This window comes from Kribbella sp. NBC_01484, from assembly GCF_036227145.1.
Classification (GTDB): domain Bacteria; phylum Actinomycetota; class Actinomycetes; order Propionibacteriales; family Kribbellaceae; genus Kribbella.
Genome location: NZ_CP109437.1, coordinates 8457465 through 8474221, shown reverse-complemented (window position 1 = coordinate 8474221; position 16757 = coordinate 8457465). Strand labels below are relative to the sequence as shown.

Genomic DNA, 16757 nt, shown 5'->3' with positions numbered 1-16757 from the left:
CGGAAGGCTCTCTTCCGCGATTAGTGCGACGATGAGTTCATGTTGGAGACGTCGGCTCGCTTGCTTCGGGTGTTGTCGTTGTTACAGGTCAGGCGGGATTGGGGTGGGCCTGAGTTGGCGGAGCGGCTTGGGGTTTCTACGCGGACGTTGCGGACTGATGTTGAGCGGTTGAGGTCTCTGGGGTATCCGGTTGAGGCTCGGTCTGGCGTGGCTGGGGGGTACCGGTTGGGGGCTGGTGGGGTTTTGCCTCCCTTGTTGTTGGATGACGAGGAGGCGGTGGCTGTGGCGGTGGGGTTGCGGACTGCTGCGGCTGGTGGGGTGGCGGGGATTGAGGAGACGTCGGTGCGGGCGTTGGTGAAGTTGGAGCAGGTTTTGCCGGGGCGGTTGCGGGGGCGGGTGCGGGCGGTTTCGGCGGCGACGGTGGCGGTGGGTGGGGCGGGGCCGCGGGTTGATGCTGAGGTGTTGACGGGGATTGCGGGGGCGATTCGGGATCGGGAGCGGTTGCGGTTCGACTACGCCGGCGGGTCTGGTGGGGTGTGGGGTGAGGAACCGCGCGGTGATGAGGGCGATGCGCAGGACATCACCAACGCAGCAGGCAACTCCAGCGACGCAAGCGGTGGCGGCGTGCGGCCGCCGCGGGTGGTGGAGCCGCATCGGTTGGTGGCTTGGGGGCGGCGGTGGTATTTGGTTGCTTGGGACAACGGTCGCGAGGCTTGGCGGACGTTTCGGGTGGATCGGATGAACCTGAAGACGCCTAATGGGGCTCGGTTTGTGCCGCGGGCGTTGCCTGAGGAGGATGTGGCGGAGTTCGTACGGCGGTCTGTGGGGGAGGCCTCGTGGCAGTATCGGGCTCGGGTGAAGGTGTTCGCATCGGCAGAGTACGTGAAGAATCGGATGCCGATTCCGATCGAGCCTGAGGTGATCGACGAGAGCGCGTGCATCGTCGAGCTGGGGTCGGATGATCCGCATCAGTTGGCTGTTTGGTTGGGGTTGATGGATGCGGACTTCGACGTACTGGATGCGCCGGAGTTGGTGGCTGCGGTCCGGGAGCTCGGCGATCGGTACCACCGCGCTGCCGGCGGGTGAAGATCAGGTCTTACGCTGAGACCGGGTGGAGGGAGTGGCCGATGATTGCGCGGATCTGGCGGACCGGGGTGGACGAGAGCCGGGGCGAGGAGTACGACGCCTTCGCGGTGGAGCGGTCGTTGCCGATGTTCCGGAGGCGGCCGGGGTGTCGGGCTGTGTTCTTCGTGCGGACGAAGGACGGGCGGGCGGCGATCACTTTCTGGCAGGACCTGGCCGCTGCCGAGGCACTGCTGAGCTCGAAGGACTACCTCGAAACGGTCGACGCGATCTTGGCAGCCGGATTCCTGCGCCCACCACAGTCGGTTGAACTCCTGCCAGTCGATCAGCTCTGGCTCGCGCCTGACTTGGTCTGATCCCGGTCAAATCTCGCGGCCGGTTGAGGTGCCGCGGCCGCGGGCGGTGCGTGGCGGCTGCTGAGCGGGCGCACCAGGTCTGACGGAACCGGAGGTGGGCGCGACATCGGCGGCTGCGGCGAGGGCCTTGCGGAGATCGGGTGGGAGCGGAAGGCGGGGAGGGCCAGTGGGTTCGGCGCCGCCGCGTTGGAAGGTCGGGCGGTAGTTGGGGAGGTGGGTGAGGGCAACGTCAGGTTGTCCGACCTCACGCCCGAGGCGGGCGCCGGCTACCTCGAAAGGGAGGTCGTCTCCACGGTGCTCGAAGCAGATGGCTTGGCGGTATGGGAGACCGCCGTCCTCAGGCTCGAACTCACGGTAGAGCAGACGATGTGACGGTCCGAGGTCATGGCCATAGCGAAATTCGGGGACGACCGGCACCTTGATCTCGGCGCAGTCCCGGAGATCGTGGTGGCCGGGAGAGTATCCGAGGCGCTTACCGTTGAAGTCTTCCTCGCGTCCGCCTGCCAGTGCTCGGAGGCCGAGTTTTAGCGCATGAAGTTCTCGAGCGCGGAGGCTGTCGGGCCGCGAGGCGGCAGCCTGCTCGAGCATCGCGATCTTGCGCCGAAGCTGGGGATCGATGATGATCCGGAACCGCGCGGTCATTTCTTCGGCAGGTCGGAGTCGTCGATCGGTTCATTGAGATCCCAGCCGTACTCCGCCGCCACGTCCTCGAGCGGCACGGAGGGCTCGTTGTCGGCCAGGCGTTCACGGGCGATGTCGTAGACATGGTCGAACTCTTGAGTTTCGGCCGAGAGTACGGCGAGGCGCTGCCAGGTGTCCCACGATATGAAGACGCCCTCGGGCTGCCCGGCGTCGCCGACGATGAAGGGTCCTGTCTCGCCGGAGCGGAAGCGCTCGAGCATCTGCGGAAGATGCTCGGCAGCCGCGGATGAGCCGATCACCCAGATCCGTTCACCACTGGCGAGGATGTGCGGCGTTTCGTCGGAGTTCATGGCTGTCCTTCCGTGGGTGAAGCGTCGTCTTCAGGATAGGAGTCGGGCGCTGGTCGAGGATGGAGTTATCCACAGGCGTTACTTCGGTTTGAACTCTGACTCGTCGATTGGTTCGTTGAGGTCCCAGCCGAGTTCGGCGGCTACCTGTTCTAGGGGAATTGAGGGGCGAGGGTCGGCTAGGCGGCCGCGCGCTATGGCGTAGGTGGTGTCGAAGCCTTCTTCGTCGAAGACTCGGGTGTCGAGGGCTCGCCAGAGTTCGAAGGGGACGATGACGCCTTCGGGTTCGCCGGCGTCTCCGAAGATCAGGGGGTCCAGGTGGCCGAAGCGGAAGCGTTCGAGCATGTGGGGGAGGAGTTCGGCCGCGGCGGGTGTCTTGATGACCCAGACGCGTTCTCCGTCGGGGAGGAGGTAGGGGGTTTCGTCGGAGTCCACGGATTGTCCTTCCGCTGGGGTGGGCTTCTTCAGGAGAATAGGGGTTGCGCGCCGACCACGAGCGGAGTTATCCACAGGGGGCCTTGGGCAACTGATGGGAGTAGCAGATGGGTGAAGGGCACTGGGTTGAGGTTCGGGTGGTCCCTGAGCCGGAACTGGATGAGAAGCGGTGTTTGAAGGCTGTTCGGCAGTTGCGGAGGGAACTGGCTGAGGAGGGGTTGCCTACTCAGGATGTGGTGGAGCGGCCTGGTGGGTTGGCGCAGGATGACGGGTCTATCGCGATTGCGGTGGCGTTGGTGGGGGCGGGTGGGGTGGTGCCGACCTTGGTCGCCGTACTGCGGGATTGGATCCAGCGGCGGAAGAGTCCGGGGAAGATCGTTGTGACGCTGGGAGACGACTCGATCGAGCTGGAGCGACCGACGTTCGATGAGCGGGCGGAGGTGCTCGAGGCGTTCTTGAGTCGGCATCAGGGGAAGTAGGAAACCAGGCGTTGTCCGGTGGGCGGCGCGGGCGTAGCGTCGATAGCGGGATTCTGGCGACGTGGCTGGCGGGGAGCTGGTGCGGAGCACGCTGGGGGCGGGTGACGCATGATGTCGCGTGGGGGGAAGTCACGCGACCGTGCCGTGAGGAGACTGCCTGGTTCGAGGGGCGGGCCAGGGATGAGGATCTCCGAGGGGGAACGTGATGGGGTCTTCGTTGGGGTGCCGGCCCGTGGGTCGGTGCAGGATTCGGGAACACCTCGCTCAGCGAGCCATTCGTTGTGGTCAAGGCGCCTGTCGATGCCAGTACGGCGCTCGGCTGCAGCGGACCTGGTGGCGGCAACACCACAGCGCCTGAGGTCTGCCCGGAGAAGGAAGCTCTGCCCGGACGTCCCTCCAGATGGGTGGAGCCCAAAGGAGCCCGGGGTGCGCAAGCACCCCGGGCTCCCTGCGTCCCGCGCAGTCGTACGGCGGACGGGAGGCAGATGCCTACAGATTGTCGCGACTGAAACGCTGACGGGCCGGCTCGCGGGAAGCGAGCCGGCCGAGGTGGTCGGGGGGCTTACAGGTTGCGGAAGAAGGTGCGGAGGTCGGCGGTGACGTCGTCGGGGCGTTCGAGAGCGGCGTAGTGACCGCCGTCCTTGAAGTTCGACCAGTGGACGATGTTGGTGTTGTCGCGCTCGGCCAGCGGACGGATCGTCTTGAAGTCGTCGGCGAAGACCGCGACACCGGTCGGCGCGTTGTTGAGTTGCGGCTCGGTGCCGGCGTGGGCCTCTTCGTAGTGGTAGCGGCCGGCGGCGGCCGAGGTGTTGGTGAACCAGTACAGCGACACCTCGGTGAGGATCTGGTCCCGGGTGACCAGGCTGGTCCCGTTGCCGAAGCTGTTGAAGAGTTCGTTCCAGGCCAGTTGCCCGACCGGTGAGTCGGAGATGCCGACGGCAACGGTCTGCGGCCGGGTGGAGTTGATCGCGTTGTACCCACCGACCGACTGGAACCACTTCAGGTGCTCCAGCGCCGCGTAGTCCTCGGGCGTGAACTTCTCGAACTCGGCCGGGTCGCCCGACGGGAACGAGAACAGCTGCAACACGTGCAGACCAAGGAAACCAGGAGGGTTGAGCAGGCCCAGCTCCCGCGAGACCATGGCACCCCCGTCGGAGCCGTGCGAGCCGTACGAGTCGTACCCGAGACGACGCATCAGGGTGTCGAAGGTCCGGGCGACCCGGGCCATCGTCCAGCCGCGGTCGACGAGCGGCGTACTGAACCCGAAGCCCGGGATCGACGGGACGACGACCGAGAAGGCGTCGGCGTCTGATCCGCCGTACGACGAAGGATCGGTCAGCGGGCCGATCATGTCGAGGAAGTCGACGAACGAACCCGGGTAGGTGTGGACCAGCAGCAGCGGTGTCGCGCCCTCCACCTTCGACGGGATGTGGAGGAAGTGGACGGTCTGGCCGTCGATCTCGGTCAGGTAGTGCGGGAACTCGTTCATCCGCGCTTCCTGGGCCCGCCAGTCGAACCCGTTCTGCCAGTGGTCGACCATCTCGCGGAGGTAGTGGTTCGGGGTGCCGTACTCCCAGTCGTCGCCGGGAACGGGCTCGGGCAGCCGCGTCCGCGCGAGGCGGGCGAGCAGATCGTCCAGGTCTGCCGGGGCGATGTCGACGGTGAAGGGCCGGATGCTCTCGTTCGTGTTCATGGCTTTACCGTAGAATCCGTATAGGAACATTACTTTCCTACTTAGGAGACGGATTTGCTGGAGACTTCGTCGCGGCTGCTGTCCCTGTTGGCGCTCCTGCAGTCCAGGCCGGCTTGGACCGGCACCGAGCTGGCCGAGCGGCTGGAGGTGACGACGCGGACGGTTCGCAATGACATCGACCGGCTCCGCGAGCTGGGCTACCCGGTCGACGCGACCCGCGGCCCGGCGGGTCACTACCAGCTCGGCGTCGGTGCGAAGCTCCCGCCGCTGCTGCTGGACGACGAGGAGGCCGTGGCCGTCGCGGTCGGATTGCGTACGGGCGCCGGCGTCGCCGGGATGGCTGACAGCAGTGCGCGGGCGTTGACGAAGCTCGAGCAGGTCCTGCCACATCGGCTCCGGCGCCAGGTGAACGCGATCCACCGGGCGATGTCGAAGGGGCCGGACAACACCGGCTCGAACGTCGAGGATCCCGAGATCGACCCGGCCACGCTGACCGCGATCGCGGCCTGTATCCGCGACGAGCATTACGTGCGGTTCGACTATTCGATCCCTACCGGTGCGCTGATGCGTGGCGCCGGGTCGGGCCGGAGCTCCGATCTGCCCATCCTGGTCGAGCCGTACCGCTTGGTGAGCTGGCAGCGGTACTGGTACCTGGTCGCGCGGGACGAGACCGGCGACTGGCGGACGTACCGGGTCGACTGGATGTCGTTGCGGATGGCAACAGGCCGGCGCTATCAGCCCCGCCCGATGCCGGCCGACGACTACACCGACTTCGTCCTGCGCGACGTCGCGACGACCGGGTGGCAGGTGCATGCCCGGATCACGGTGTTCGCGCCGGCGCAGGAGGTGCTGTCCCGGATCCACGCCGCGGTCGGCATCGTCGAGTCGGTCGACGACAGTACGAGCGTCCTCGTCACCGGCGCCGATTCGCTCGAGATCATCGCCGTCTACATCGGGATGCTCGGCCTCGACTTCCACGTCGACGGCCCACCCGCCCTGCTCGACCACCTCGAAAGCCTAGGCACCCGCTACCTCAACGCGATCCGCTGAGCCTCGCGCCGCCGACGGGCGCTTTGGGGTAAGAAATCGTCAATGAGCGCCAATCTTCTTACCCCAAACCTGGCCAGACCCCCGCTCGAGGCGGAGGCTGCTCGGCGTCGACTTCCACGTGGACGGCCGACCCGCCCTGCGCACCCGCCTCGAAACCAGCGGTATCCGCTTCTTCAACGCGATCCGCCATCTGTACCAAGGCCGGCGTTGCGGGCCTGGACTATGGCGGCGGAGCGGTCGGCGATGCCCAGTTTGGTGAAGATGGCGGAGACGTTGTTGGCGACTGTCTTCGAGGCGAGGTCGAGGCGGTCGGCGATGGCGGAGTTGGACAGGCCGGCGGCGAGCAGGTCGAGGATCTGGCGTTCGCGCGAGGTGAGTTCGGGGAACGGCTCGGCCGCGGGCGGTGGCGCGGAGAAGAAGCCGAGCATGCGCCGCGCGACGCCCGGCCCGAAGATCGCCTCGCCGGCGGCGACCGCCTGGATCGCCCGGGCGATCTCCTCCTGCTCGGCGCCCTTGACCAGGTAGCCGCGAGCGCCGGCCCGCATCGCGGCGAACACCGAATCGTCGTCCTCGAACATCGTCAGCACGAGTACGGCGACATCCGGCGCCGACCGCACCAACTCACGCGTCGCAGCGAATCCGTCGAGGTCAGGCATCTGCAGATCGAGTACGGCGACATCCGGTCGCGTCGTGATCACCTCACGAACGGCCTCGCGCCCGGTCGACGCGACCCCGACGACCTCGATGCCATCCAGCGACGTCAGCAACGCCGCAAGGCCCGCCCGCACCACCGGATGGTCATCGGCCAGCACGACGCGAATCATCTGTGCCCCAAGGGAAAACTCGCGTGCACGACCCCGCCACGGGGCGTCGGCCCGGCCTCGAACTTCCCGCCCAGCTCGGCGGCACGCTCCCGCATTGCATGCAGGCCGACGCCAGGACGCCAAGCCCCGTTCGGCGGACCGTCGTCGCTCACTTCGATCTCCAGGTCGGTACCACAGCGCAACGCTAGTACGGCGGACGTCGCGCGGGAGTGCCGTACGACGTTCGTCAGCGCCTCGGTCGCGATCCGATAAGCAGCGACCTCCAGGGCCGCAGGCAGCACAGGCAGTCCATCGGCCGACACCTCCACCTGGATGAATGCCCCGTCGGCACGGAACGACAGTTGGTCCGCCCGCTGCCGCAGGGCTCCGACCAGCCCGAGCTCGTCCAGCGCGGGTGGGCGCAGATCGTCGACAAGGCGCCGTACGTCGGAGATCGCGGTGCGGGTGTCGGCACGTAGGGTGGCGAGGAGTTCGTGTGCTCGGGCAGCGTCCGTGGCGATGAGGTTGGCCGCGGCGTCGGCGGTGAACGCGACGCCGGTCAGCGTCGGGCCGAGCCCGTCGTGGAGGTCGCGGCGGATCCGGCGGCGTTCCTCCTCCCGGGCCGAGACAAGCTTCTCGCGCGATGACTGCAGTTCGTTGGACAAGCGGGTCGCGTGCACGGCGACGGCCAGCGGTACGGCGACCAGCGCGAGTACATTGCGGTCCGCCGACGACAACCCGGACTCGCCCGAGCGCAGTCCGACCTCGAGCGATCCGACCACCTGACCGCCGTACTCGAGGTCGAGCGGCACGACGGTCCGCGATTCGACGGCCCGCGATCCGACGGTCCGAGATTCGACGGTCCGAGATTCGACGGTCCGAGATTCGACGGTCCGCGGTGAGGCAGATTGCGATGCGTCGGCGTCCGGGGGTGTCCCGGCTTCGGCGACGATCCTATTGTCGACAATCAGAGCGGCATACGGGAGGCGCAGGGCGGAGCGGATCGCGGCGACCACGCCGGGGAGGCCGGCGGACAGTTGCTCGCCGACACGCGACGCGACGCGAGCGGGGTCGTTGCGGTCGCCGTACAAGGCTCGGTCGACGAGGTGCTGGAGGCGGGGGAGGACCGGCGCGATGATCAGGGCGACGAACACGGTGACCGCGGCTGACCGCCCTACCTGGGACGCGATGAGCGAGTCGAGCAGCGCGACCAGCGCCGCATAGGCGCCGATGGCAACCAATGACAGCAGCGCCCAGGTCAGTGCTCGTGACACGACCAGCCGGATGTCGAGCAGTTGGTAGCGCACGATCGCGACCGCGACGGACGCGGGGATCAGCGGAATCGCGAGCAGGACGAGGATCGGCGTACCGGCGATGAACGCCCACGGGGTGACGAAGAGGACCGCGATGACGGATGCCAGCAGCAACCACAGGAGTTGCCGGCGGCCCATTTCGTCGGCGCGCCGGTATCTGATCAGCAGGCAGGTGATGGCCAGCAGGAACGCGACCAGGTTGCGCAGTTCGGCGGCGGTCCACAGCGGCCGGAGTTCGTCGTACGACGAGATGGCCAGGTAGCCGCGGGGAAGGCCCGGGGAGATCGTGTCGCCGCTTCCGACCATCTCGAGCACGAACAGCGGTGCCGTGACGATGATGCCGATCGCTGCCCAGCGCCAGCGCGGGGAGAGCAGCCGACCGGTCGGGAAGTACAACAGCGCGAGCGGGAGGAAGAGGCCGATCGACCACGGCCAGGCTGCCAGCGCGAGGGTGCCGATCACGCGTTGGGCGGTCGTCGGGGCGCCGGCGTCGGCCAGCAGCGGGGCGAGGGTTCCGCCGAAAGCCGTCGTGGCGTGACCGATGCCGTCGGCGATGAACAGCCAGCCGATCGGGTTCGCCGGCCGGTGCCAGGCGATCACCAGTCCGCACAGTCCGAACGTCAGACCCATCAGCCCGTTGGTCACGACGAACGCGTCCAGTAAGTCCTGCCAGCCCCAGCCGATCACCGCGGCGAACACCAGGGCCGCGATCACCTCGGCGATGGCGAACGCGCCCAGACCGCCCGCGAGCATCTGCCGAGCCGGCCGGGAGCTGTCGCGCCGGCCCGCGGCTGGGCTCGAGGGTGCGCCGACGGCTGCGTTCATACCCGCAGTGTGCTCCCGGAACTGTCCCGGCGTCTCGGGAATCCGATCCCGCGCCGCCCGGGGAACTGCCTGAACTGTGGGGAACCCGCGCCCAGGCGCCGTGCTGGATGAGCCGCGACGGTGGAGCCATCGACAAACCTGAGGGGGTAGGCAAGATGTCTCGGATGAACAAGGCTGGTCTGGTCGTGCTCGGCTTGCTGTCGGTGGTGGACCTGTTCGGGCCGCTGATGACGGATGGCGAGCATCCGCCGATGGTGATCGCCGTCGGCGGGTCGGTGGTCGGGCTGATCAGCCTGATCCTCCTGGTCTTCGCCTGGCAGGGAAAGCGCTGGGCGTTGGCTCCGCTGATCACGCTGCGGATCGCGTCGGCGCTGCTCGCAGTGCCCGCGTTCTTCGTCTCGGATGTGCCGGCCGGCGCGGTGGCAGCCGCGGGCGTCGGTGTCGCGGCAACAGTCTTCGGCGTCGTGGCGGTGCTCCTGCCGTCGCGTGAGCTGGTAGGTGCGCGATGACGCAGACGATGACGCGTACGACGCACGCCGACGTACGACCGGTGTCGCGATGGGTCGCGGCGCTGGTCCTGCCGATCGGGCCGGCCGCGATCGCCTTGCTGCGGTACTTCCTGCCGTACGACACGGTCGACGACGTGCCGACGATCGTCAATAGGATTGTCGACAATCTGGATCGCAGTTCGCTGGTGATCTGGCTGGGCTACATCGGGATCCTCACGCTCGTCCCGGGCGCATACTTCGTCGGAAGGGTCACCCGGCGAGGGGCACCCTGGATCACCGCGATCGCGCTGTTCCTCGTCGTACCGGGGTATCTGTCGTTGCCGTGGACGGCGGCCAGTGATCTGTTCACCTGGTCGGCGGGAACGGCGGGCCTGGACCCCGCGTCGATCGCCAGGGCGGTCGACGTGACGCACGGATCGATGAATCTGGCCGGCGTGCTGTTCGTCGTCGGGCATGTGTTCGGGACGATCGTGCTAGGGCTGGCAATGTGGCGGTCGCACATCGTCGGCCGGTGGGCCGCGGTGGCGGTCATGGTGTCGCAACCGATCCACTTCGTCGCGGCGATCATCGTGCCCAATCACACGCTGGATCTGATCGGCTGGGGTCTGCAGGCAGTCGGGTTCGCGGCGGTGTCGTGGGTGATCCTGCGGATGCGCGACGACGACTGGCAACCGTTGCCCTGAAGGGAAACGGCCTTCGGGGTGGGCTCGTCCGGCGATACCCTCGGCCGGGTGAAGAGGGAGATCAGATGACCGGGACACCGGCGGCGGACGAGCCCGCAATCGACGCGCGGCGGGGGAACTTCAGGCTGAAGCACGTCGCCGAGCAGAACATCGAGCGGCAGGCCTCCATCCTCGACGAGATGGCCGCGCAGCCCGCCGTACGAACGCTCAAGGCCTGGGCTCTCGCCGAGCTTGCGCCGGCGGCCGGCGAGACCGCGGTCGACGTCGGCTCGGGGACCGGCGAGGATGTGGTCGCGTTCGCCGAGCGGGTCCGGCCGGACGGTCGCGCGGTCGGCGTCGAGCCGAGTCCGGGGCTCCGGGACGAAGCGGTACGACGTGCTGCGGGGGCACCAGTCGAGTACGTCGACGGGCGCGCGGAGGGGCTGCCGTTCGACGACGAGTCGGTGGACGTGTTGCGATGTGAGCGGGTCCTGCAGCATGTCGACAATCCGGCTGCGGCGGTGCGGGAGATGGCGCGCGTACTGCGTCCTGGTGGGCGGATCGCGCTCATCGACACGGACTGGGCGACGGCGATCCTCCATCCGGCCGATCCCGACGTACTGCGCCGGATGGTCGACTACTTCCTCTCCGGGTCCGCGAACCCGTTCTCCGGCCGGCAACTGCGCGGTCTACTCGCCGATGCGGGGCTCGAGATCACGGGCGAGACGGCCGGCACCACGATCGAGCCGCAGGAGGGCGCGCGCCAGGGCTTCGTCTCGATGATGCAGCTGTCGTCGGCCGAGGCCGGCGTCATCACCCCCGCCGAGGCCGATGCCTTCGCCAAAGGTCTCGCGGAGGCCGCCGATCGCGGCGCATTCCACCTGTCACTGACGATGTACGCCGTCAGCGCGGTCAAACCCCGTGCTGTTTGAGGAACGTCACGGACCGGGCCATCGACGTCGGCCAGGCCGGGCCGAAGGCGTGTTCCTCGCCGGGGTAGGTGTACATGGTCGCGTCCTTGCCGGCGGCCTTCAGGGCCGCGAGGGTTTCGCGGGACCAGGCGATCGGGCAGGTCGAGTCGGATTCGCCGTGGTGGATCAGTAGTGGCTCGGTGACGCGGTCGAAGAAGTTGACCGCGGAGAGATTCCGCCAGAAGGCCGGGTTGCGGGACGGTTCGCCGTACGTGCGCAGGATGGTGGTCGCGATCGGGCGGTCGTTGCGGATCCAGCGGTTGAAGTTGTCGACCGCGTCTGAGCTGACCGGCGCGAACACGACCGCTGCCTTCACCAGACCGGGTTGTGCGACGAGCACGTTGTACGTGATCCCGCCGCCCATCGACCGGCCGAGCAGTCCGATCCGCTCGGGATCGACGTACTGCGAGGTCCGCAGGGCGTGGACCGCGTTGATCACGTCCTCGGTGTAGCCGAGCCTCAGGTCGAGTTCGGACCGTGGATCGTCCGACGATTGCGCGTGATTGCGGTAGTCCGTGTGCAGTACGACGTACCCGCGCCGGGCGAGGTAGTCCTGCTCCCGCATCAGGCCGCGGCCGTTGGTGTAGACGGCCGGGTCGATGAAGCCGTGGTTCAGGACGAGCGCTGGATGTCGTCCTGGGGTGGTCGGGACGTTCATGATCCCGGAGATTGTCAACAATCCGCTTGTGTACGTGACGTGGTAGCGGGTGTAGGCGGCGTTGCGCGCCAGCACGCGGCCGAGGCGGAGATTGCCGCCGTTGTACTTCTTCGTCATCAGCGCCTGCAGGGACACCGGGTGCGGTGCGGCCGGCGGTGTCGGCGTTGCTGCCGGTGTTGGAGCGGCGGTTGTCGGAGCGGCGGTTGTCGAGGTGCCGGACGGCGTGGAGGTGGCGGAGGGCGGGGACGTGGAGGCGGCGGATGGCGTGGTGGGGGTCGAGGAGGTCGCGCTCGGAGCGGGCGCAGGGGGTGCCGCGTCGTCGGTACTGCAGGCGACCACGGCCGTCATCACGAACGCGACGACTCCCGCCCACGCCATCCGCCGGTCCATGGGGTCAAGTTTGCCGTCGTACCGGCCGGAACCGGTCGAAAGTTCCCGCAACGATTGACACCCTCGCCTGGTGCCCGGGCGAGGGTGCTCGCTGTAGGCGACCGCATCCGGTGGGTCATGCATCAGCTCGCACAGAATGCAGGATTACTGTCGCGTACCGTGCATCGTTCGCACATTGCCGATCGGCGTGGCAGCATTTCGCTCCGGACGACTATTCAAGTTGGGGGCTTGAAATGTCACGAGCCAAACGTGCGATTCATCGGCGCCACCGACCGGTGCTGCTCGCCGTGGGTGTGGTCGCCGCGGTGACCGTCGCCGCGGGTGTGGCGATCGCGCGGTTCGGGTCGCCGGATCAGCCGGCCGCTCAACCGGCACACAGCGCGAGTCATCCGGCACACAGTGCGAGCCATTCGTTGCCCACAACGAGTCCGGCGTCCTTGCCCACCGCCGGTTCGTCGCCGAAGGGCGGAAGCAGTGCGAGTTCGGCGGCGGATGCTTGTGCGGCGGAGATCCGGACGACCGAGGCCGTGGTGGCCGCGGCCCGGACGGGCGCCGAGCATTGGCGTGAACACGTCCAAGCCAGGACGGATTTGCTGACTGGCAAAAACCCCGAGGCGACCACAAAAGCGATCTGGAAGCGGACCCGACTCGCCGGTCCCGGTGATATCTCCGCGCTGAATTCTGCCCTTACCGCGCAAGCCAAGGCCGCGGGCGGCTGCGCGAAAATGTCGGGCAGTCCGGCAGTCGCGTGTAAGAAACGACTGACGGTCCTCGACGCGGCGGCAGCAGCAGACCGAGCGGCCGCTGCCGACTGGGCCAACCATCTGGCGATGATGGCTGCTCACGCGGCGGGAGACTTCGGCGCCGAACACGCGCAGGAAATGTGGGTCGCCGCCTGGACGCACGCCCCGCAGAACCTGAACGCGGCAGCGCGGGCCAACACAGCCCTCGCCAAAGCCCCAGTGTGTAAGCCTTAACTCCTGACCAGGCAGTCGTCGGCAGCGGGCAGCGCGGTCGCAGTCGATCGGCTCGGCCATTGCACGATCAGTACGGCGGACAACACCAGCGCGCCGCCGAACCACTGGGTCGGGCTGAGGTGCTCGCCGAACACCGCGGCCGCCGCGACCACCGTCACGACGGGCTCGAGGATCGACAGAATCGAGGCCACCGACGGACCGACCCGCGCCATGCCGGCGAAGAACAGCAGGATCGCCGCGACCGTACTCACCATGGCCAGCGCCGCTAGCCACAGCCATCCCACCGCGGCGAAGTCGAAGGCGCCGCGGAACGGCCCAGCGCCATCCACGGCACCCCGGATCAACCCACTGACCAGGAAGGTGCCGAAAGCCCCGACACAGACCAGAGCCGCGAGCGCGAGCGGCGGCACATCAACTGTCGCCCGATCCCCAACCAGGATGTACGCCGTGTAGACAATCGCCGCCCCCAGCGCCAGCACCACACCGACCGCATCGAAACGGCCCGACATCGCCCCACCGAGCACCAGTCCGATCCCGGCCAGCGCCATCCCCAGCGCCCACACCCGTCGCCGCGACGCGCGCTCCCGGCCCAGTACGACGGCCACGGTCATCACCAGCACCGGGTAGACGTAAAGGATCAATGCGACGAGCGAAGCGTCGATCCTGGCCAGCGCGGAGAAGTACAGACCGGCTTGCGCCGCGTAGCCGAACACGCCCATGCCGAGTCCGATCAACATGGCGCGGCGCGGGAGGTTGCGCAACGCACCGCGTGCCAGCGCGACGATCAGCAATACTCCGCCGGCCAGGCCGAAGCGGACCAGAAGGAGTGCATCCACCGACACCCCAGCGTCGTAGGACAACTTGCCGAACACGGCCATCGCCCCGAACCCGGCGGCGGAAAGCAAACAGAAGAGGGCGCCCACGCCATCGATCGTCAGGCCTGTGGATTGTTCACGTCCATCGCGGCTTCCTGGACAAGACCGTGTAGCTATCCTGAACAGATGCTCGACCTGCGCCGGCTCCGCCTGCTCCGCGAAGTGCACGACCGCGGCACCGTCCATGGCGCCGCGCGATCCCTCGGGTACACGCCCAGCGCGATCTCGCAGCAGCTGTCAGTGCTGGAGCGAGAAGCCGGCACACCACTGCTCGAACGCATCGGGCGTAACGTCCGCCTGACCGCGGCCGGTCAGGTCCTGGTGCGGCATGCGTCGTGGCTGCTCGAGGGAGTCGAGGCAGCCGAGGCGGAGCTCGCGTCGGTCGCTGCGGGCCGAGTGGCCGGAGTAGTCCGGATCGCGTCCTTCCAGTCCGCCTTCTTGCGCATCGTGGCGCCGGCGGTCCGAACGCTCGCCACCACTCACCCCGACATCCGGGTCGAAGCTACCGAAGCCGAGGTCGAGCAGGCCGCACCGGCCTTACGCCTGCAGCAGCTCGACGTAGTGGTCGGCGACGAGTACGACGGTCAGCCCCGGGCCGTGCACGCCGACCTGCACCGCGAGCCCTTACTACGCGAACAGATCCGCGTCGTCCTGCCTGCCGACCACCCCGAGGCTGCCGCCGACCGGGTGCCGATCGCGAGGCTGGCCGACCTCCCGTGGGCCTGCTGCCAACCCGGCACCGGCCATCGCGAGATGCAGGTCCGGGTGTGCCGCGAGCTGGGCGGCTTCGAACCTGATCTCCGCTACAGCTCCGACGACTTCCTCATCCTGCTCGAACTGGTCCGCACCACTGGAGCCGGTGCCCTTCTCCCAGACCTGGTCCTCCGCCACGGCGCCCCCGGTGTCGCCGTCCGCCCGCCGGCCGAAGGCTCCGTCGGCCGTGAGGTCTTCCTGATGACACGCCGTACCCAAACCCCACCCGTGGCCGCGGTAGCCGACGCCCTCCGCACTGCCGCAACCGCCAACGTCGTGACGCAGCCGGACGGTGTGTCCGTCGAAGGAGCGTCGCGCGGCTAATTTAGGCATTGACGAATCGGGGGACCGCGCGAGAGTGTCGGGGTTGGAACGGGCGAGGTCTGGGGGGAAGGCCGGCTGCCCGTCGGGGGTTCAGACGCTCTCTGGGGTGAGGTTTCGCGCGACGCTCGACGGTGACGACCGGTCTGCGCGGCGCGCGCCGTACGTGCGCGCCGATCTGCGACAGGCGACGGTTCGGGGAGCGGACATGAGCACGATGGACGACTTGAGGGAACGCACCAGAGGACAGATCTTCACCGAAGGTGACGAGGGGTACGACGAGGCCCGGCGGGTCCACAACGCGATGCACGACAAGCGGCCGCAGGTCGTGGTGCGGTGCGAGAACGCCGGCGACGTGATGGCCGCCGTGGACTACGCGCGGACCAACCAGCTGGATTTGGCCGTCCGCGGCGGAGCGCACAGCGTGCCCGGGTTCGGCACGGTCGAGGGCGGCGTCGTCATCGACCTGAGCGGGATGCGCAACGTCCGGGTCAACCCGGTCAGCCGGACCGCGCGGGCCGGTGGCGGCGCGACGTGGGGCGACTTCAACGCGGCCACGCATGCCTTCGGGCTGGCCACGACCGGCGGCATCATCTCGACCACCGGCGTCGGCGGCCTGACGCTCGGTGGCGGGATCGGGTACCTGGCCCGCGGCCTCGGGCTGTCCTGCGACAACCTGATCTCGGCCGATGTGGTGACCGCGGACGGGCGGTTCCTGATCGCCAGTGAGAAGGACAACGAGGATCTGTTCTGGGCGCTCCGTGGTGGCGGTGGCAACTTCGGCGTGGTGACCGCGCTGGAGTTCCGGCTGGCGCCGGTGTCGACGATCTACGGCGGTCCGATGCTGTTCGAGATGTCCGACGCGACCGCCGTCCTGTCGGGGTTCCGCGAACTGATCAAGGACGCGCCCGAGCAACTCGGCGGGTTCCCGGCGTTCCAGATCGCGCCGCCGCTGCCGTTCATCCCGGAGGACCGGCACGGTGAGGTGTTCACCTTCATCGTCGGCTGCTGGGCGGGCGATCCGGATCAGGGTGAAGCCCAGATCTCGAAGTACCGGGAGTTCGCGCCGGTCGTCGCAGAGCATGTCGGACCGATGCCATACCCGGCGCTGAACAGTGCCTTCGACGGGCTGGTGCCGCCGGGGCTGCAGCACTACTGGAAGGCGAACTTCGTCACCGAGCTCACCGACGAGGCGATCAAGGCTCACCTGCGGCACGCACCCGCGCTGCCGGCGGTGAACTCGACCGTGCACATCTATCCCATCAACGGCGCCTGCCACCGGGTCACACCCGACGGCACCGCGTTCGCCTACCGGGACGCGAACTTCGCCACCGTGATCGCCGGCATGTGGCCGGACCCGGCGCAGAACGAGGCCGGCGTCGAGTGGGTTCGCTCGTACTACGACGACCTCTCGCCCCTTTCCGAGGCCGGCGGCTACATCAACTTCATGGCCGACGACGACCAGGGGCGGATCCGCGACAACTACAAGCAGAACTACGACCGGCTGGTCGAGGTGAAGCGCAAGTACGACCCGGGCAACCTGTTCCATCTGAACCAGAACATCGCGCCCTAGGCAACGAACCGCGCGGCCCGTACGACGTTCGCCGTACGGGCC

At 68.1% G+C, this 16757-nt stretch carries 18 protein-coding genes; 10 read left to right on the top strand and 8 right to left on the bottom strand.

Annotation, left to right across the window (positions count from 1 at the left end):
- The first annotated feature begins 39 nt into the window (after positions 1-39).
- Together OG555_RS40890 and OG555_RS40885 are read left to right on the top strand one after the other, a co-directional pair.
- Entirely contained in the window at positions 40-1086 is a 1047-nt protein-coding gene (locus OG555_RS40890) for a helix-turn-helix transcriptional regulator (RefSeq protein WP_329479259.1), read from the top strand.
- Positions 1087-1127: 41 nt separating this feature from the next.
- On the top strand, positions 1128-1439 hold the full coding sequence (locus OG555_RS40885) for a hypothetical protein (RefSeq protein WP_329479257.1): 312 nt from the start codon (positions 1128-1130) through the stop codon (positions 1437-1439).
- Positions 1440-1445: 6 nt separating this feature from the next.
- Here OG555_RS40885 and OG555_RS40880 read toward each other — a convergent pair whose 3' ends face one another.
- From OG555_RS40880 to OG555_RS40870, 3 genes are all read right to left on the bottom strand, one after another.
- The gene (locus tag OG555_RS40880) at positions 1446-2081 is read right to left on the bottom strand and encodes a hypothetical protein (protein WP_329479255.1); all 636 of its coding nucleotides are present in this window, start codon (positions 2079-2081) and stop codon (positions 1446-1448) included.
- A complete protein-coding gene (locus OG555_RS40875) occupies positions 2078-2431 on the bottom strand; it encodes a hypothetical protein (protein WP_329479253.1) in 354 nt (117 codons plus the stop codon). Before OG555_RS40875 ends, OG555_RS40880 begins: the two co-directional genes overlap by 4 nt.
- Positions 2432-2509: 78 nt before the next feature.
- Positions 2510-2863, bottom strand: a complete 354-nt coding sequence (locus tag OG555_RS40870) for a hypothetical protein (protein ID WP_329479252.1) — start codon at positions 2861-2863, stop codon at positions 2510-2512.
- A gap of 173 nt (positions 2864-3036) precedes the next feature.
- Between OG555_RS40870 and OG555_RS40865 the strand changes: the two genes are divergently transcribed.
- Positions 3037-3342, top strand: a complete 306-nt coding sequence (locus tag OG555_RS40865; RefSeq protein ID WP_329479250.1) for an effector-associated constant component EACC1 — start codon at positions 3037-3039, stop codon at positions 3340-3342.
- A 562-nt stretch (positions 3343-3904) separates the two neighbouring features.
- Here the strand turns inward: OG555_RS40865 and OG555_RS40860 are convergent.
- Positions 3905-5035 (bottom strand): epoxide hydrolase family protein, encoded by a 1131-nt coding sequence (locus OG555_RS40860; RefSeq protein ID WP_329479248.1) that lies wholly within the window; start codon positions 5033-5035, stop codon positions 3905-3907.
- 54 nt (positions 5036-5089) lie between these two features.
- On the opposite strand from OG555_RS40860, the gene OG555_RS40855 reads away from it, so the two are divergent.
- On the top strand, positions 5090-6085 hold the full coding sequence (locus tag OG555_RS40855; protein ID WP_329479246.1) for a helix-turn-helix transcriptional regulator: 996 nt from the start codon (positions 5090-5092) through the stop codon (positions 6083-6085).
- 173 nt (positions 6086-6258) lie between these two features.
- Here OG555_RS40855 and OG555_RS40850 read toward each other — a convergent pair whose 3' ends face one another.
- Both OG555_RS40850 and OG555_RS40845 read right to left on the bottom strand, forming a co-directional pair.
- Positions 6259-6909, bottom strand: coding sequence for a response regulator transcription factor (locus OG555_RS40850; protein ID WP_329479244.1), 651 nt, complete (start codon positions 6907-6909; stop codon positions 6259-6261).
- Positions 6906-9026: a sensor histidine kinase gene (locus OG555_RS40845; RefSeq protein WP_329479242.1), complete on the bottom strand. Its 2121-nt coding sequence runs from the start codon at positions 9024-9026 to the stop codon at positions 6906-6908. Before OG555_RS40845 ends, OG555_RS40850 begins: the two co-directional genes overlap by 4 nt.
- Positions 9027-9190: 164 nt before the next feature.
- Here OG555_RS40845 and OG555_RS40840 point away from each other — a divergent pair, with 164 nt between their 5' ends.
- From OG555_RS40840 to OG555_RS40830, 3 genes are all read left to right on the top strand, one after another.
- Positions 9191-9535 carry a hypothetical protein gene (locus OG555_RS40840; RefSeq protein WP_329479240.1) on the top strand — a complete coding sequence of 115 codons (345 nt, stop codon included), beginning with the start codon at positions 9191-9193 and terminating at the stop codon, positions 9533-9535.
- Complete coding sequence (locus tag OG555_RS40835) at positions 9532-10218, top strand: hypothetical protein (protein WP_329479238.1); 687 nt, start codon at positions 9532-9534, stop codon at positions 10216-10218. Before OG555_RS40840 ends, OG555_RS40835 begins: the two co-directional genes overlap by 4 nt.
- Positions 10219-10283: 65 nt before the next feature.
- Positions 10284-11129 (top strand): methyltransferase domain-containing protein, encoded by an 846-nt coding sequence (locus OG555_RS40830; RefSeq protein WP_329479236.1) that lies wholly within the window; start codon positions 10284-10286, stop codon positions 11127-11129.
- Here the strand turns inward: OG555_RS40830 and OG555_RS40825 are convergent.
- The gene (locus OG555_RS40825) at positions 11110-12216 is read right to left on the bottom strand and encodes an alpha/beta hydrolase family protein (protein ID WP_329479234.1); all 1107 of its coding nucleotides are present in this window, start codon (positions 12214-12216) and stop codon (positions 11110-11112) included. The two genes, OG555_RS40830 and OG555_RS40825, sit on opposite strands and share 20 nt — an antisense overlap.
- 437 nt (positions 12217-12653) lie before the next feature.
- Between OG555_RS40825 and OG555_RS40820 the strand changes: the two genes are divergently transcribed.
- A complete protein-coding gene (locus OG555_RS40820) occupies positions 12654-13193 on the top strand; it encodes a hypothetical protein (protein WP_329479232.1) in 540 nt (179 codons plus the stop codon).
- Here OG555_RS40820 and OG555_RS40815 read toward each other — a convergent pair.
- Complete coding sequence (locus tag OG555_RS40815) at positions 13190-14116, bottom strand: DMT family transporter (protein WP_329479230.1); 927 nt, start codon at positions 14114-14116, stop codon at positions 13190-13192. The two genes, OG555_RS40820 and OG555_RS40815, sit on opposite strands and share 4 nt — an antisense overlap.
- Before the next feature lie 78 nt (positions 14117-14194).
- On the opposite strand from OG555_RS40815, the gene OG555_RS40810 reads away from it, so the two are divergent.
- Positions 14195-15145 carry a LysR family transcriptional regulator gene (locus OG555_RS40810; protein ID WP_329479228.1) on the top strand — a complete coding sequence of 317 codons (951 nt, stop codon included), beginning with the start codon at positions 14195-14197 and terminating at the stop codon, positions 15143-15145.
- Between the two features lie 106 nt (positions 15146-15251).
- A complete protein-coding gene (locus OG555_RS40805; protein WP_329479226.1) occupies positions 15252-16715 on the top strand; it encodes an FAD-binding oxidoreductase in 1464 nt (487 codons plus the stop codon).
- Positions 16716-16757: the final 42 nt, after the last annotated feature.